Consider the following 16,037-nt stretch of genomic DNA (forward strand, 5'->3'; position numbering starts at 1 on the left):
GGCCGTGAATGCGTTACATTTTTATTACCATATCCAATTTTGCAGTTCTTGTTTTTTTGCTTACTCAAAGCCGGGCACAGTCATTTAGTAACCCTTTTTATACAAAACTATATACGGCTAATGACGGACTTCCTGATTCATATATTTTAAATACCTACCAGGATAAAAGAAATTATTTGTGGGTAGGGGCCTACCGTGGGTTGAGTTTATTTGACGGCAAAAATTTTCATAATTACAGTTTCAGTAACGGTATGCCGGATTTATATATTAATAATGTCATAGAAGATGATGAGCAGCGTATATGGGTAACTTCACGCAAGGGTATCGGATACATAAAAAATAAAACATATTATCATACTGTGCAGAATGACTCTATGCAGGTGAATTATGTGTTTTCTTTTTTTGTAAACCCTGATAAGCGTTTTTTTGCTCTTACTTCAAGCGGGTTATATGAATGGAAAAAAAATGTTTGGGAAAAACGAAACTGGATAAAACGGTTTGAAAACATGCCTGTTCGTACAATGGTATACGATAGTGGCTCTTTTTATATTGCCTATTTTAATTATTTTGTAAAATATTACCCGGATGGCACACATAAAATACTTGACAGTAATTTTAAGAGCAGCCCACAGTACCTCAGTATAAAAAAGTATGGAGATGATATTATACTTCAACAACCTACCTCCTTATATCGGGTAAAAGGAGAACAATTAATACCTCTTTTCCAAAATGCGCTTAAAGGCCTGTTTGTATATACTTCATTAAAAGATTCGCAGGGCCGCTTTTGGGTTTCTACTGAAGAGGAGGGCCTCTTTGTTTCTCAAAGAGGCGAAGAGCAAAAATTTGCATACAAGATACCGCTTCCCAACAATTTGGTGTCAGGGATATATGAAGATAAAGAAAACAATGTATGGCTTTCAAACTACCAGGGGCTAATTAAAGTGAAGGAACTCTTCTTTAAAAAGTTTCCGCCTATTTCAACGCCAATGAAAGAAGTAAAAGACTTTTTTCTTGATGGGAATAATCTGCTGATGACTCACAGTTTTGCAAATGGATTTTATACATATAGAAATAATGTATTTCAAAAAGATGTTGCTCATAATTACTCCTATTTGAAAGTTTTAAGAAAAGACGGCGACACCCTTCTTGATTTTATTATACCTGCTGCAAAACGGACTTTATGGGCCATAACAAGAGGAAAAAAACTGGTACAGATAAATGAAAAGCAAACATCAGTAATTGATGTAAAAGACAGCACAGGAAAAAAAATGCGTTTTTACAATGCAGCATATAACCCGGCAACAGAAACAGTCATTGCCTGTTCCCGAGTATTATTTGAAATAAAGAATGGAACAGTAACTGAGTTTACAGCAACTAATAAAGTAAAAATTTCAGACCCGGTAAATGCATTTGTAGCAGGTAATGGTAACATTATTGTCCTTAATCGGAAAAGTGAATTTTTTGTGATTGATAAAAACAGGAATGTAACAGAAGTTACCAAGGATTTGGATTTTAATGTTTTTATTCCACACATCAAATATGCCGAAAGTCCTGATAAATCCATATGGATTGCGGTGCCCGGTTTGGGAATGCGGCAATACCAATGGCAAAATGATAATCACTTAAAACTTTTGGTGTCTATCACCAGCCGGCAGGGATTACCAAACGATGTGGTTACCAGCATGTGTTTTGATAAATTTCAGCGGTTGTGGGCTTCCACGCTATCCGGGATAGTCATACTTGAATCTGCCAGGCAAAATACAGAAGGCATTTTGCCAATGATTCTTATTGATAAAAAGAATTTTGATTTAACTGTGAATATCAATGAAAATTTCAGCAGGATAGTGACAGATTCATTGAACCGGGTATGGCTGTCAACCGGTACTGAACTGCTACTGTTCTATCCGGAAAAATTTGGGACCATGCTGAAGGCGCCTGTAATGAATATGGAGAAAGTAATGCTGAACCTGCAGGAAACAAACTGGAAAAAATACAGTGATTCAATTACAGGTTTTTTTGAAATTCCGCTTAACCCCGTATTGCCTTATGAAATGAATAATTTCATTTTTAACTTTAAGGGTGTTTCATTTGCTGATGAAGGAGAAATATTTTATTCCTATAAAACAGAAGGGGCCGATAATATATGGAGTCCGCCTTTCACTAACAGTGCTATCACTTCTATTCGGTTTTCACCAGGCACATACACCATATCTATCAGGGCCAAAAAGGCCAACAGTGAATGGAGCACACCCGTGAGCTTTACATTTACCATTAAGCAGCCTTGGTGGAATACCTGGAGCTTTCGTATTGCAGGAATTATTATTACTTCATTAGTTCTCACCATTATATTCCGCAATCAACTGAAGAGTATCAGGAAAAATGCAGCTTTGCAAAACTTATTGCGTGATTTAGAGATGAAAGCATTAAAAGCTCAAATGAATCCGCATTTTATTTACAATGCACTTAACTCCATACAATCGTTGGTAATGGATCGTCGTAATGCAGAAGCACAGGATTATATGGTTAAATTTTCAAGGCTCCTCCGGCAGGTACTCAATCATTCAGAAGAAAATGTGATTACTTTAGAGAAGGAACTTTCAACACTTACTTTATATATTGAACTGGAAGCGTTGCGTTTGAACTATTCATTTCAATACTTTATTCATGTAGAGGAACATATTGTAACCGAGAATGAGTGGGTGCCTCCGTTAATTATCCAACCTTTTGTTGAAAATGCTCTGTGGCATGGCATAAGTGAAAAGCAGGGCGAAAAGATACTAACCATAAACATACGTGAAGAAGATAGTTGGATAATTTGTGAAGTGATTGATAATGGTGTTGGTCGCCGCCAAAAAAATGCGGGTAATACCGTTTTCGGCAAAAATGGGCCAAGGGGTATTGATATCACAAGGGCAAGACTGGCAGCCTATAACAACACTAAGGCCGATAATACATTCGCAATAACTGATTTAAAAGATAAAACAGGCAAAACCGCAGGAACAATGGTAGTATTAAAATTTAAGCGGTAGCATTTGCACCTTAAATAGTATCAATCCCGCCGTAAACTTTATATAGCACATTGGTAGGTTAAACAGTTATTAGTTTTGGCTCTATTTTTTATTTACTATGTTTAGCTGGATAGACTTATTAGCAATCTGCGCCCTTACTCTTCTTGCTACAAATTGGAAAGAAGTAAAATCCTTCTTCAAAAAAAGGAAAGAATAAAGTAATAGAAAAGTAAAATAATACCTCAAACTGTATAATCCCCGCCGTAAAAAAGATCTCACCCAAAATTGCCATCCTGCACAATTACTTTGTATTGTGATGACAGATATCCGACAAATAGTAAAGGTCATACACATAAAAACTCATTTTATGCAGCATTGTGTAGGTAGCCTGGTACTCATTGGTCGTGATGTTTCAATTGATTAAAAGTTCTTTATGTTTTTTGGGAAGAATTCCCAACATTTCAGGAAGCTCACAAAATATTGGGAAAAGAGTGGTCCATCTGCGACATAATTCGTAGAGCGCTGATTCCCTGAAAGGCTTACCTGCAAAGGGTTTCAGCAATTGCCGGCAGGTCATAATAAATGTGGCATGCCGTTTTCCTTAAATATTGTGCCAAACGTTTTTTACATGTGCAAAGAAATTACATTAGAAAGTTTTGACGCAGAAGTCATCAACAGTAAGTCTTTAACTCTGGTAAAATTTAAAACAGAGTGGAGCGGGGCTTGCCAAATACTGGAGCCTGTTTATAAAGATGTATCAAAGCATTATAAAACCGTAAACTTTTTTACAGTAGATGTAGAAAAGCAACCTGGTCTTCAAAATAAGTACGGAGTTATTGAAATTCCAACAGTAGTACTGTTTATGAACGGAGGTATCATTGATCATGCTGCAGGTCTGTTCTCCAGGAATATGCTGATTGCTAAAATTGAAAATGCGCTTTCGTTTAAATCTATCTGATACAATATGAGTGTCATGAATTTGGAACTAAAATATTATTACCGTAAGCATTTTGATCAGTTTCAGCATTTATCGGTTACTGAAATTGAAGAATTAAATGAATATGAACAGAGGTTACAATTGCTGCCTGATATGTTTTATAAGGAAAGGCAACGGCTTGCAGTGTACACGAACCCGCATTACAGGATGCAGGATGTATTGCAGAATATTTTAAGAATTTACATAAACTGATTGTATCATTTATCATTAAACCTTAAAACAAAATTATATGACCAGCGAAGTGTTATACGTTTACCTGAAGAGTCACCCATTATTTCAATGTGCGACAGAACAGCTTTTACAGGAAGCAACATCCTTAATGAAAGTACGAACTGTGTACCGGGGCGAAAGCTTTGGCTATGGTGATGGGGCTTTCAGTAAAATTTACCTGCTTATTAAAGGGAAAGTAAAAATTGCTGAATTTAATTCAGATTCAAGCGAACTTATTAAGGATATTCTTACATCTCCTGATATGTTTGGTGATTTGAGTATGGACGGACAGTTCGCTCCTGATGAATATGCTGAAGCGCTTACAGCCAATACCGTTGTATGCATGATCAACAGTCAGGATTTCAAAAAAATAATGGCAGCATATTCTTCAATAGCCGTGGCTTATGCAAATATGATGAATAAGAAACTCCGCAAAGTGGAAAGCCGGCACTCTGATCTTGTGTTTTACGATGCGAAGGTTCGATTGCTCCGGTTTATAAGAAACTGGGCGATTACTGATGGTAACAAAGTGGGGGATAAAATCATTCTTGAAAATTATCTTACCCATACTGATATTGCCAATGTAATAGCCACCTCCAGGCAAAGTGTTAATGTATTGCTCAATGAATTAAGAGATGCAGGATTGTTAATCTATGACCGCAAACGAATAGAGTTAAATGACCGGATTCTGTGGAATTGATTTCCATATTCTGTAAATAAAACGACAATAGTAACCATATCCGTTTTCTAATTTCGTCCCTGTTTGATTTTTTAGCAGCATGTTTTGGTTGAATTGAGTTGCGGCTTTGAATCATCAAAGCCGTAACTCTTCTTTAAAGCCCTTAAACAATTAGTATGCCTTTCATCAATCTTAGTTTCAGGATTCATGTTCCGCTGTGTTTGCGTAACTATACATCATTGGATGTAGAAGCATCGCATCAGTATTTTGACAAAGCCGCCACTATTGAATACCTGGATACATTAGCTGATGAAAGTTTTATTCCGGCTACAAAACTGTTACTAAAACTGGCGAAACAGTTTAAAGGAAGATTCAAAATATCTTTATCCATCAGTGGTACTGCACTTGAACTGTTACAGCAGTATCGGCCCGATGTCCTGGAACAGCTGAAAAAACTGAACAAAACAAATTGTGTGGAATTTTATGGCGAAACCTATCATCATTCATTAGGTTCCCTTTATTCAGTAACAGAATTTGCCGAGCAGATACAACTGCATAAAGAACTTATCAGGAAAACATTTGGCAAGGAGCCGGTGGTATTTCGTAATACAGAGCTGATCCACAACAATAGCCTTGCAACTGTTATTCAGAAGGCAGGATTCACCGGTGTTTTGTGTGAAGGTGCGGAGCGTATTTTGAAAGGAAGAAATTGTAACCGGGTTTATGCCGCACCGGGTGAGCATACAATCAAAATAATAGTACGTAATCAAGGACTGAGTGATGACCTGGCTTTTCGTTTTGATGAACAAAGTTGGAATGAATATCCGCTCACGGCTGAAAAATATGCATCATGGATTCATACACATGGAGACAATGCTGAGATTATAACACTATTTTTTGATTATGCTACACTGGGTGCCCATAAGAAAAAAGAAACAGGCATTTTTGATTTTTTTGAAGCACTGCCTGATGCCGTTCTTTCAAATGAAGCTTTCTGTTTTGCAACCCCTTCTGAAATTATTGACCAAATAGCAGCATGTGATGTATATAACGTAGCCGAAACCATATCCTGGAAAGACAAACGGGAAGAATGTTGTGTTTGGTGCGAAAACATGATGCAGAACAATATGCTTAAAAAAGTTTATTCACTTCAAAAATCAGTAATGGCTACTAAAGATCCTGTGATTATTGATACATGGCGAAAGCTGCAGCTGGCTGATTATTTCTATTATATGGCGGAGTCGAATCTTACAGAAAATTACAGGCGGGTAAATCCTTTCGTATCTGCAGAAGAGGCATTTAAAAACTACTTCAATATAATTACTGATTTTGAACTTCAATTAATACACAGGGATATCGACAGCTTTAGAAAGCGTAACCCCCGTTTTATGACATTCATATTTTAAACCATAATACAAATGACTAATAACAAAAAATTAAACGGACAGATTGCTATTGTAACAGGGGCCAGCAGCGGTATAGGTGCCGGTGTTTCAAAAGAACTGGCAAAAGAAGGAGCTACTGTTGTAGTAAACTATCCGGTAATAAATGCAAAGCAAATGGCTGAACAGGTGGTGGCTGAAATAGCTGCATCGGGCGGTAGTGCTATCAGCTATCAATGCGATGTGAGCAAGGAAGACGAGGTGCAGAAAATGTTTAAAGACATTATTGCACAGTTTGGCACCGTTGATATTCTAATCAACAATGCAGGATTGCAAAAAGATGCTCCGTTTACTGAAATGACATTGGATCAATGGAATTTTGTGATAAATGTAAATTTAACCGGTCAGTTTCTTTGTGCCCGTGAAGCCATCAGGGAATTTTTACGTCGTGGTGTAAACGGAAAATCAAAAAGTGCCGGTAAAATTATCTGTATGAGTAGTGTGCATGAAGTAATTCCCTGGGCCGGCCATGCAAACTACGCTGCAAGCAAAGGTGGGGTTAACTTAATGATGAAAACCATAGCGCAGGAGTATGCTCCTAAAAAAATCCGCATTAATTCCATTGCCCCTGGAGCTATTGCAACGCCTATTAATCATGATGCGTGGGATACGGCTGAGCATTTGCAGCAACTTTTAAAATTAATTCCTCAAAAAAGAGTAGGGCAGGTAGAAGATATCGGCAAAGCGGCTGTGTGGTTGGCCAGTGATGATGCAGATTATGTAAATGGTACTACACTTTTTGTAGATGGAGGAATGACGTTGTATCCGGGCTTTGAAGACAACGGATGATCATCCAAATGTCAAACACACTATTATCAACTAATAACATCAAGATCATGAATGCCGAAGAAAAAAGATTGCAACAACATGAATGGAAAAAATGGGGTCCTTACCTGAGTGAGCGTCAATGGGGTACAGTTCGTGAAGACTATAGTGAACATGGAAATGCGTGGGAATATTTCCCGCATGATCATGCACGCTCAAGAGTATACCGTTGGGGTGAAGATGGAATTGCAGGCATCAGTGATGATATGCAACGGCTTTGCTTTGCCATTGCAGTATGGAATGGTAAGGATCCCATTTTGAAAGAGCGTTTATTTGGCCTTACCGGTAATGAAGGTAATCATGGAGAAGATGTAAAAGAGTTGTATTACTACCTTGATAGTACACCTTCGCATTCCTATATGAAACATTTGTACAAGTATGTACAAAATGAATATCCGTATGCTGACCTGGTTAACAACAATCGAAACAGAAATCGTTTTGAAAAAGAATATGAATTACTTGATACCGGTCTTTTTAATGATAAAAAGTATTTTGATATTGTTACTGAATATGCAAAAGCTGATGCAGAAGATATTCTCATCCGTATCACCATTCATAACAGGGCTAACGAAGCAGGGCATATTGCTTTATTGCCAACATTATGGTTCAGAAATTTGTGGAGCTTTGGTTTGATGAAACAAAAACCAACTATGAAGTTGCAGAGTGAGAACGAACTGTTACTGGACCATGAAGAAATTGGGAGCTATCATTTTTATTTTGAAAAAGGTCTTTGTAATCTGTTTACAGAAAATGAAACCAATAAAGAGCGTCTGTATCAAACTTCTAATGAAACACCTTATGTTAAAGATGCTTTTCATACAGCTGTTTTGTCAGGTAATTATGAGTGGCTGCAACAAAAAACAGATGGAACCAAATTTGCTCCCTTTTATGAATTCAATATTCCAGCTCAATCATCGGTAACCATTAAACTCAGGTTGAGTAAACAACAATTGAATGAAGCACTGGGAAAAGGATTTGATGATGTATTTCAACAACGTATTTCAGAGGCTGATCAATTTTATCAAACCATCATTACGACTCCAGATAAAGATCAACAAAACATACAACGCCAGGCTTTCGCAGGAATGTTATGGAGTAAGCAGTATTTTAATATTGATATTCCCAAGTGGTTGAACGGCGATAAAGGACAAATTGCACCTCCTGCAGCAAGAAAAACAGGACGTAATCATCATTGGCATTCACTCAATAATGAAGACATTATTTCAATGCCTGATAAATGGGAGTATCCCTGGTATGCTGCATGGGATCTTGCCTTTCATTGTGTTCCATTGGCCATGATTGATCCGGGATTTGCTAAAGAGCAATTGTTATTATTCATGCGGGAATGGTATATGCATCCTAATGGACAATTGCCGGCTTATGAATGGAACTTTGGTGATGTAAATCCTCCTGTACATGCATGGAGTTGCTTACAGGTATATAAACAGGAAAAAGAAAAAACAGGGAAGGGGGATTTTGATTTTCTCGAAAAGGCATTTCAAAAACTGTTGATCAATTTTACCTGGTGGGTAAACCGTAAGGATCATAAAGGAAACAATGTTTTTGAAGGTGGCTTTTTGGGGCTTGATAATATTGGTGTGTTTGACAGAAGTAATATGATTCCCGGAGGTGGAACGCTGGAGCAGGCTGATGGTACAAGCTGGATGGCTATGTATTGCCTTAATATGCTGGAAATGGCGTTGGAACTGGCACAGTATAATAAAAATTATGAAGATGTTACAACTAAGTTTTTTGAACACTTTGTATATATCGCAGAAAGTTTGAACCGCATTGGTGAAAACTGGACAGGAAGCTGGGACGATGAAGAAGGATTTTTCTATGATGTTCTTTCGCTCCCGGATGGCCGTTATATTCCTTTAAAGGTACGTTCACTGGTAGGTCTTTCTACTTTGTTTGCTGTACTGGTACTTAAAAAGGATTTACTGGAAAAAGTACCTGAATTTCACCGACGATTAAAATGGTTTCAAAAGTACCGGGAAGATAATGGGCAATACCTGGTGATTGAGGATTTAAAAGAGCATGATGATCTCTTGTTAAGTCTTGTGCCTAAAGAACGTTTACAAAAATTATTAAAAGCTTTGCTGGATGAAAATGAGTTTTTAAGTAGAGGTGGCATCCGTTCTATTTCAAAAATTCATGAGCATGGATACAGTGTAAATATCAATGGCCAGGAATTTGGTCTTGATTACCAGCCGGGGGAAGGCACATCAGCCTTATTTGGCGGAAACAGTAACTGGCGTGGCCCTGTGTGGATGCCGATGAATTATTTATTGGTAAAAGCCTTAAAGCAGTATTGTGATTATTACGGTGAAGATTGCAAAGTGGAATTTCCAAGCGGCAGCGGTACATCTGTTTTGCTGAGTGAGGTATCAAACGAAATATCCAAACGCCTGGTGAGAATTTTTGAAAAAGATGAAAACGGCAACCGCCCTGTAAATGATAATTATGAAATTTATCAGGATGAGCATTTTAAGGATTTGATTTTGTTCTATGAATATTTTCATGGCGATACAGCAAGAGGAGTAGGGGCTTCCCACCAAACGGGGTGGACAGGTGTGGTGGCAGAGTTGATACAGAGTATGGAGAAACATGGTATGAAAGAACGAAAAGAGAAACAAGTGAGTGATCCGGCTGTAGTGCATGAATGACGCTTTAATGGCGTCGCATTGCAAATCCCGACTTTAGCGGGAATCTTGTACAGTAGTAAATCTATTCAACAGTAATTGAACGAAAAAATGCTAAGTAAAGAAGGCGCAAAGAAATTTTGTGCCTTTGAGTGAAAAAAAGTGTTATGCAACTCAAAAAAAATAAAGCAGTCCTTCAAAACTTTAAGGATGCTACGCAGTTCGAATGGTTGGAAACAAACGGTTTGGGCGGGTGGAGCGGTTCATCCATCGTTGGTGCAAATACGAGACGCTATCACGGATTATTAGTAGCGGCAACCAAACCTCCTGCGGAAAGAACAGTACTGTTGAGTAAACTGGATGAAACGATTATCCTGAACGACAAACGAATTGAACTCGGTTGCAATCTTTATAACGGCGATGTGATTCATCCCAATGGTCATCATTATTCAGAAAGTTTTGAGAAAGATGTTTTTCCGCATTGGGTTTATAAAGCAGTTGGTATTGAACTGAAAAAAACCATCGCCATGATTCATGGTGAAAATACCGTAGTTGTTATCTACGATGTGCTGAAAGCGCCATCAACATTTACATTAGAGTTACTTCCCTTGATGGCGGGTAGATTTTATCATACGCTGCAGCACGAAGGTCCGCAAATGCATTGGGATGCGGAATTTAACAACGGCATCTTTCACAACAAGCCTGATGGAAATCTGAATCTATTTATAAATGTACCCGGCTCAACGTATCAGCATTCACCACGATGGTTTCAGAATTTTAAGCACAGCGTGGAAGAATACCGGGGACTTGATTTTACAGAAGACTTATTGAATCATGGTGTTTTTTCAGTGGAGATGCAAGAAGGTGATGCATTAGAAGTCATTATTTCTACAGAAAATCCTGAAGGAAGAAAAGCACGTCAATTGTTATTGATGGAATCTAAGCGAAGAAAAGATTTAATTAAAGATATTCCTGCTGATGAAACATTAAGACAATTAGTTTTTGCAGCAGACCAATTTATAGTGAATCGGGGTGAGGCGTTGAAGACAGTAATAGCAGGCTATCACTGGTTTACCGACTGGGGACGTGATACCATGATTTCACTTCCGGGCTTAACATTAAGCACCGGCCGCTTTGATGATGCAAAGAAAATTATTGCAGCCTTTGCAAAGAGTGTGAGCATGGGCATGCTGCCCAACCGTTTCCAGGATAATAGTGAACCGCCGGAGTATAATAATGTAGATGGCACACTCTGGTATTTTATTGCAGTGTATAAATATTTACAGACAACCGATGATAAAGATTTTGTGCTGAATGAAATATTGCCTGTGCTTAAAGATATTATTGATTGGCATTACAAAGGCACACGCTTTAATATTCATGCAGATAAAGACGGTTTGTTATACAGTGGTGAGGTTGGCCAGCAGTTAACCTGGATGGATGCAAGGATAGGAACATGGGTGGTTACGCCTCGCATGGGCAAACCCGTGGAGATACAGGCTCTTTGGTACAACGCATTAAAAATATTTGCTGAATTACTTGCACTAAACAAACAACAGAAAGATGCAATACAGCTTAATGAAAGAGCTGAATATGCGAAAGAGCAATTCAACAAATTGTTCTGGAATCAAGGGAAAGGTTATTTGTATGACAACATTGATGAGAATGGAAGTCCTGTTGATGAATTAAGGCCGAATCAGCTATTTGCTATCAGTCTTCCCTTTGCATTGATGGATGATAAGAAAAAGGTAAAATCAATTTTGAGTGTTATCGAAAAAGAACTGTACACCCCTGTCGGGTTAAGAACTTTGCCGCAAAACGACGAACATTATGTTCACAAATATGGCGGCGATCAATGGCACAGGGATTCGGCTTATCATGAAGGCACGGTTTGGAGTTGGTTGCTTGGAGCTTATGTAGATGCAATCATGAAGGTACGAGGTACAAGTGGAAAGAAACAGGCAATGAAGGTAATTGAAAACTTTTCTTATCACCTCAATGAAGGATGTATTAGTTCTGTTTCAGAAATATTTGATGCAGATGCACCGCATCATCCACGTGGTTGTGTGGCGCAGGCATGGGGGGTAGCCGAAGTGTTAAGAGTGATGGTAGATTATGAGTTGTGTGATTCAGCAAAAATATAAACTAAAAATGGGCGAAGCTGAAGCTTATCAATTATATTTTCAAGTCTGAAACATAAATATCAGGTAATATGAAAGTAAAAGTAGGGTTACTAATAGTATTGCTGACTCTAATTTTAGGTTGTCATCAAACCAAACCGGATAATAATGCTGAAGTTAAAAAAGAAATGATTAAGGTAACTGTATTATATGCAAATGGTGAAGGGAAAATGTTTGACATGGATTATTATACAAACAAGCATTTTCCTTTGCTCAAAAGATTATTTAGGAGCGCCATGAAAACCACTGCCATTGACAAAGGAGTAGGAAGCGGTACACCTGGAACGCCGGTGCCTTATTTGGCAATAGGGTATTTGTACTTTGAAAATTTAGCAGATTATGAGGATGGATTAAAAGGTGGTCATTTAGAAGAAATTTTAGCAGACATACCAAAGTATACAAATATCACCCCAGTGATTCAAATAAGTGAAGTGATTCAGTAAAAGAATTGCAGTGAGGGGCAACATTAAATGTGTTCATGAAAAATTTATTACTCTTTTTGGTTGCTGTGCTTCTTTTCAGTAAAGAAACTATACATGCACAGGATTTGTATTTTGGTGGCGCTGCTCCATCTATTTCTATTACAAGAGCATTTAAAAACCACCTGGATATAAATTTCCTCGCTGTTTCTAAAACCCGCCTGGGCAATTATGATATCAAGCAGGTAGAATACAGAAGCCAGGTTCTGGAACTATACAGTCAATTGCTGCTTTCTTTTAAGATAAACGCACACTGGCAATTTGGTGGTGGTTATGGTTTTCAGCGAAATAATCCATTTGATGATAATTGGCGCAATGAAAACCGGCTGGTGCAGCAGGTTTCATTTATTGTTCCTGGAAAAGGTTTGCGCTTCTATAGCCGTTTTCGGTTTGAAGAAAGATGGTTCATTTTTCCAGCAGCCTCTTCATCTTTTGGTACAAGAGCAAGGTACCAGGCTGGTTTGATTAAGAAGATCAATAAGAGCAATGTATATTGGCAAATTAATGATGAACTCTATGCAATTACATCAGGCCCTAAAAATTCTTTCTTGTCTGAAAACTGGATTTATACCGGCATTGGATTCCCCATAAGGTCATTGGGTCATTGGGAAACAGGTTTTGGTTATAACAGTGTGGTTAGAAACATAAATAAAGATTTACTCAACCTTTTGTTGCTGCAGGTGAGCTGGAGTTATATTTTTCCTTCTGCAAAAATGAAGACGATGCACCCGGTAATGCATTCAAGACATTTCTGAAGCGGCTAACACTTCTTTTAATGTGTTTATTTTTTCTTCATGAAATATTTCTCTTCCTTTTCACAGAAAATTCAAATAAATCAGTACGGTTATAATGCCCGCTAACATCCATTGTCAGTTTTTCTTTAATGGCTGTGTCAAAATTTTCAATGGCACAATAAAGGATTTCTTCTTTGTCAAATTGCGGAGACAATAAATAATTTCCTTTGGGATCAATCACACAACTGCCCCCGTTCAGCAAATATTTATCCGGTTCATTCGTCAAATGTTCAGGCAGTATAAGTTGCACTGGAATATCTTTTACCTGCATCATTTGCCCGGCAGCAATTACAAAACATCTTCCTTCAAATGCATAATGGCGGCTTGCAACCTGGTGGATATCGCCAACAGCAGGCCATAATGCAAAATGAATCATTTCATTTTCATTGTGTAATATTTGCCTGGTCAGCGGCATCCAGTGTTCCCAGCAAATTAATCCTCCCATTCTTCCCCAATTTGTTTCCACAATTTTCAACCCCGCTGCATCACCCAATCCATATAAGAGTTTTTCATTAAAGGTTGGCATCAGCTTGCGGTGATGATTTGCAATTCTGCCTTCATCATTGATAATAATGAAGGAATTATAAATGGTACCATTTCCCGGTCCATGAATTATTTTTTCATTCATGCCAATGACCACATGAACTTTCAACTCTTTTGCAGCGTTGCAAATCAATTTTATTTCTTCGCCTTCAATGGCAGCACTGTTTGCGTGCATCAGGCTAAAAACATCTTTCACTGCTTCATTATTCCAGTTGGCAATTTCAGGGCAATGGTCAATCCATGCAGGATACCCACTTAGCCAGCTTTCACCAAACACAAGCAGTTGAGCTCCCTGCTTTGCTGCTTCATGTAATAAGGCCAATGCTTTTTCTGTACTTAGTTTTAAATTCAGATGCACAGGACGATGCTGAATAATTGCGATGCGGAGCGGTTTCATTTATTAAATGTAAGGCAAATGCAAAAGCGGTTATGTGTTAGTCCAGGCGTAATTGTTTTTAATTTTTAGGCAGATACTGCTGAATATCTTCTACCACAAATTGTGTAGATGATTGCAGAAATTGTTTGAGCATAGCGGTGTGTCCCTGCCCGAAGATCACCAATACTCTTTCATCCTTATTCTTGCCTATTATTTCTTTTATGTGATGGAAAACATAGAGGTTACGTTTATACCAGCTTGTTACGGCATCAGCCCCCGGTTGTAGCGTATCTTTCCCGATGGGCAAAAGAAAGCGATAATAAATATCAAGGTTGAGTTTGTCTAATTCCGGCTGGTTTAACCTGGATAAAACACCTCCAATGGAATATTTATTTACCCAACTATTTATCTGATTTATAATTTCATTTCCTGTTTTGGATAATTCTTCAAGCAGGGGAGCAAAATCCTGTGCCAGCGGGCCGGGGTTAAAATCAAGTTTCAGTCTTCGTTCATCTACGCAATAAATATGTTTGTGGCCTAAATACTTTGCCAGGCGAAAACCAATTTGCTCCGCTTCAGATGAGCCTAATTGTCTTTCTCCTCTCAGGTATTGCTGGTACAGTGAATCACCCAGGTTTCTGTTCTTATCAAACTCCAGTGCTATACGTGTGGGTTTAAAACGGGCCAGTTGGATTATTAATTGCTCTATCTCTTTTTGTCTTTTATCTGAAAGAACATTATCTGATTTTACATTGAATTGGTCCTGGTTGGGGTTGTCAAAATGATAGGTTCCTAACAGCGCAATATGCGTTTTTACCTGTTCGCTTTTTTGTGCAACAAGTGAAATGCTTATGAAAAGCCCAGCAATAACAGGTGCAATTTTGTAAATCATACCAACTGATTTTATAGTCATTTTCATGCTTATAAAATTCGGTATTATTTACGAGATGATTGTCGGGTTTTTTACAATCAGAACGTGTCAGGTTTTTAGAAACCTAACACGCTCCTTTGTATTATTTAGCCAATACTTTATCAAGGGATAATTTCCCGCTTCCGTTAACGAGTAGCGCAAGACATAATCCTATCAATAATAAAAAGTATTCATATCCTTCACCTTTCTGATTTCCGGACCAGTTGATAAAAAAGCCATATTGAATATGGGAGGTAAAAATAATTCCGACACTAAGGAAAGCGATCATGACAGCTGCTAACCGGGAACCCAAGCCCATCAATACCAGTAAGCTTCCAAAAAATTCAATCACTATTACCAGCAATCCGATAATCCATGGCAAACCCACAGTTTCAGTAAAAAACTGCATAGTGCCTGTAAAGCCATATCCGCCATACCAACCCAATAGTTTTTGTGCACCATGCGGAAATAAAACAATGCCTATGGCAAAACGGAGTAATAGCCCGGTATAATCATTATTTGTTTTGAAGAGTTTTTGTAACATATAATTATAGGTTTATTCTTTTGCTATTTGTTTTTAATTTCCATAAAGAAATTGCTCACGGATGATTTTTCCGTTTTCCCAATGCTGTACTGATAACTGTGTATAGTTTCTTATGCCCCATTCTTTATGCGTATAATCGTAGCTCCATGTAACGTATGATATATTGTCGCCAATAGCGGTATGAAGAACTTTAGCGCCACGGAACTCGGTAATATTATTCAGGAATTCCTTTTCCCTGATGCGGTTGGCTTCTTTGCCAATAGTTGCGGGCTGCCCGTTTTCCTGCATTGTTACGTTGTCATCATAATAGAGTTCAAAGGCATCCAACAGTTGCCCGGCTAATACCAGTTGATTGAGATGGTTTAATTTTTCTGCAATTGTGTTCATAATAAAAAATTTAGATGT

At 38.0% G+C, this 16,037-nt stretch carries 14 protein-coding genes; 10 read left to right on the forward strand and 4 right to left on the reverse strand.

Annotated elements, in window-relative coordinates:
• Positions 1-8 precede the first annotated feature (8 nt).
• The 10 genes from PDL71_RS08115 to PDL71_RS08160 all read left to right on the forward strand — a co-directional run bounded on the left by PDL71_RS08115 (position 9) and on the right by PDL71_RS08160 (position 13,220).
• Entirely contained in the window at positions 9-3,029 is a 3,021-nt protein-coding gene (locus PDL71_RS08115; protein ID WP_407527843.1) for a two-component regulator propeller domain-containing protein, read from the forward strand.
• Positions 3,030-3,636: 607 nt separating this feature from the next.
• Positions 3,637-3,966, forward strand: a complete 330-nt coding sequence (locus tag PDL71_RS08120) for a thioredoxin family protein (RefSeq protein ID WP_407527845.1) — start codon at positions 3,637-3,639, stop codon at positions 3,964-3,966.
• Positions 3,967-3,981: 15 nt separating this feature from the next.
• Entirely contained in the window at positions 3,982-4,197 is a 216-nt protein-coding gene (locus tag PDL71_RS08125) for a hypothetical protein (protein WP_407527848.1), read from the forward strand.
• A 127-nt stretch (positions 4,198-4,324) separates the two neighbouring features.
• Positions 4,325-4,915 carry a Crp/Fnr family transcriptional regulator gene (locus tag PDL71_RS08130; protein ID WP_407527851.1) on the forward strand — a complete coding sequence of 197 codons (591 nt, stop codon included), beginning with the start codon at positions 4,325-4,327 and terminating at the stop codon, positions 4,913-4,915.
• A 155-nt stretch (positions 4,916-5,070) separates the two neighbouring features.
• Positions 5,071-6,300 (forward strand): glycoside hydrolase family 57 protein, encoded by a 1,230-nt coding sequence (locus PDL71_RS08135; protein WP_407527854.1) that lies wholly within the window; start codon positions 5,071-5,073, stop codon positions 6,298-6,300.
• Positions 6,301-6,312: 12 nt separating this feature from the next.
• The gene (locus tag PDL71_RS08140) at positions 6,313-7,125 is read left to right on the forward strand and encodes an SDR family oxidoreductase (RefSeq protein ID WP_407527857.1); all 813 of its coding nucleotides are present in this window, start codon (positions 6,313-6,315) and stop codon (positions 7,123-7,125) included.
• Between the two features lie 47 nt (positions 7,126-7,172).
• Positions 7,173-9,830: an MGH1-like glycoside hydrolase domain-containing protein gene (locus PDL71_RS08145; protein ID WP_407527859.1), complete on the forward strand. Its 2,658-nt coding sequence runs from the start codon at positions 7,173-7,175 to the stop codon at positions 9,828-9,830.
• A gap of 143 nt (positions 9,831-9,973) precedes the next feature.
• Positions 9,974-11,950: an amylo-alpha-1,6-glucosidase gene (locus PDL71_RS08150; protein ID WP_407527862.1), complete on the forward strand. Its 1,977-nt coding sequence runs from the start codon at positions 9,974-9,976 to the stop codon at positions 11,948-11,950.
• A 68-nt stretch (positions 11,951-12,018) separates the two neighbouring features.
• The gene (locus PDL71_RS08155; RefSeq protein WP_407527864.1) at positions 12,019-12,429 is read left to right on the forward strand and encodes an EthD family reductase; all 411 of its coding nucleotides are present in this window, start codon (positions 12,019-12,021) and stop codon (positions 12,427-12,429) included.
• A 35-nt stretch (positions 12,430-12,464) separates the two neighbouring features.
• A complete protein-coding gene (locus PDL71_RS08160; RefSeq protein WP_407527867.1) occupies positions 12,465-13,220 on the forward strand; it encodes a DUF2490 domain-containing protein in 756 nt (251 codons plus the stop codon).
• Between the two features lie 37 nt (positions 13,221-13,257).
• On the opposite strand, the gene PDL71_RS08165 is transcribed toward PDL71_RS08160, so the two are convergent.
• The 4 genes from PDL71_RS08165 to PDL71_RS08180 all read right to left on the reverse strand — a co-directional run bounded on the left by PDL71_RS08165 (position 13,258) and on the right by PDL71_RS08180 (position 16,019).
• Entirely contained in the window at positions 13,258-14,199 is a 942-nt protein-coding gene (locus tag PDL71_RS08165) for a carbon-nitrogen hydrolase family protein (RefSeq protein WP_407527870.1), read from the reverse strand.
• Positions 14,200-14,257: 58 nt separating this feature from the next.
• The gene (locus tag PDL71_RS08170) at positions 14,258-15,070 is read right to left on the reverse strand and encodes a DUF5694 domain-containing protein (protein ID WP_407527872.1); all 813 of its coding nucleotides are present in this window, start codon (positions 15,068-15,070) and stop codon (positions 14,258-14,260) included.
• Between the two features lie 121 nt (positions 15,071-15,191).
• Positions 15,192-15,632 carry a DoxX family protein gene (locus PDL71_RS08175; RefSeq protein ID WP_407527875.1) on the reverse strand — a complete coding sequence of 147 codons (441 nt, stop codon included), beginning with the start codon at positions 15,630-15,632 and terminating at the stop codon, positions 15,192-15,194.
• 33 nt (positions 15,633-15,665) lie between these two features.
• The gene (locus tag PDL71_RS08180; protein ID WP_407527878.1) at positions 15,666-16,019 is read right to left on the reverse strand and encodes a SnoaL-like domain-containing protein; all 354 of its coding nucleotides are present in this window, start codon (positions 16,017-16,019) and stop codon (positions 15,666-15,668) included.
• Positions 16,020-16,037: the final 18 nt, after the last annotated feature.

The sequence above is a fragment of the Lacibacter sp. MH-610 genome, assembly GCF_045780045.1.
Taxonomy (GTDB): Bacteria; Bacteroidota; Bacteroidia; order Chitinophagales; family Chitinophagaceae; genus Lacibacter.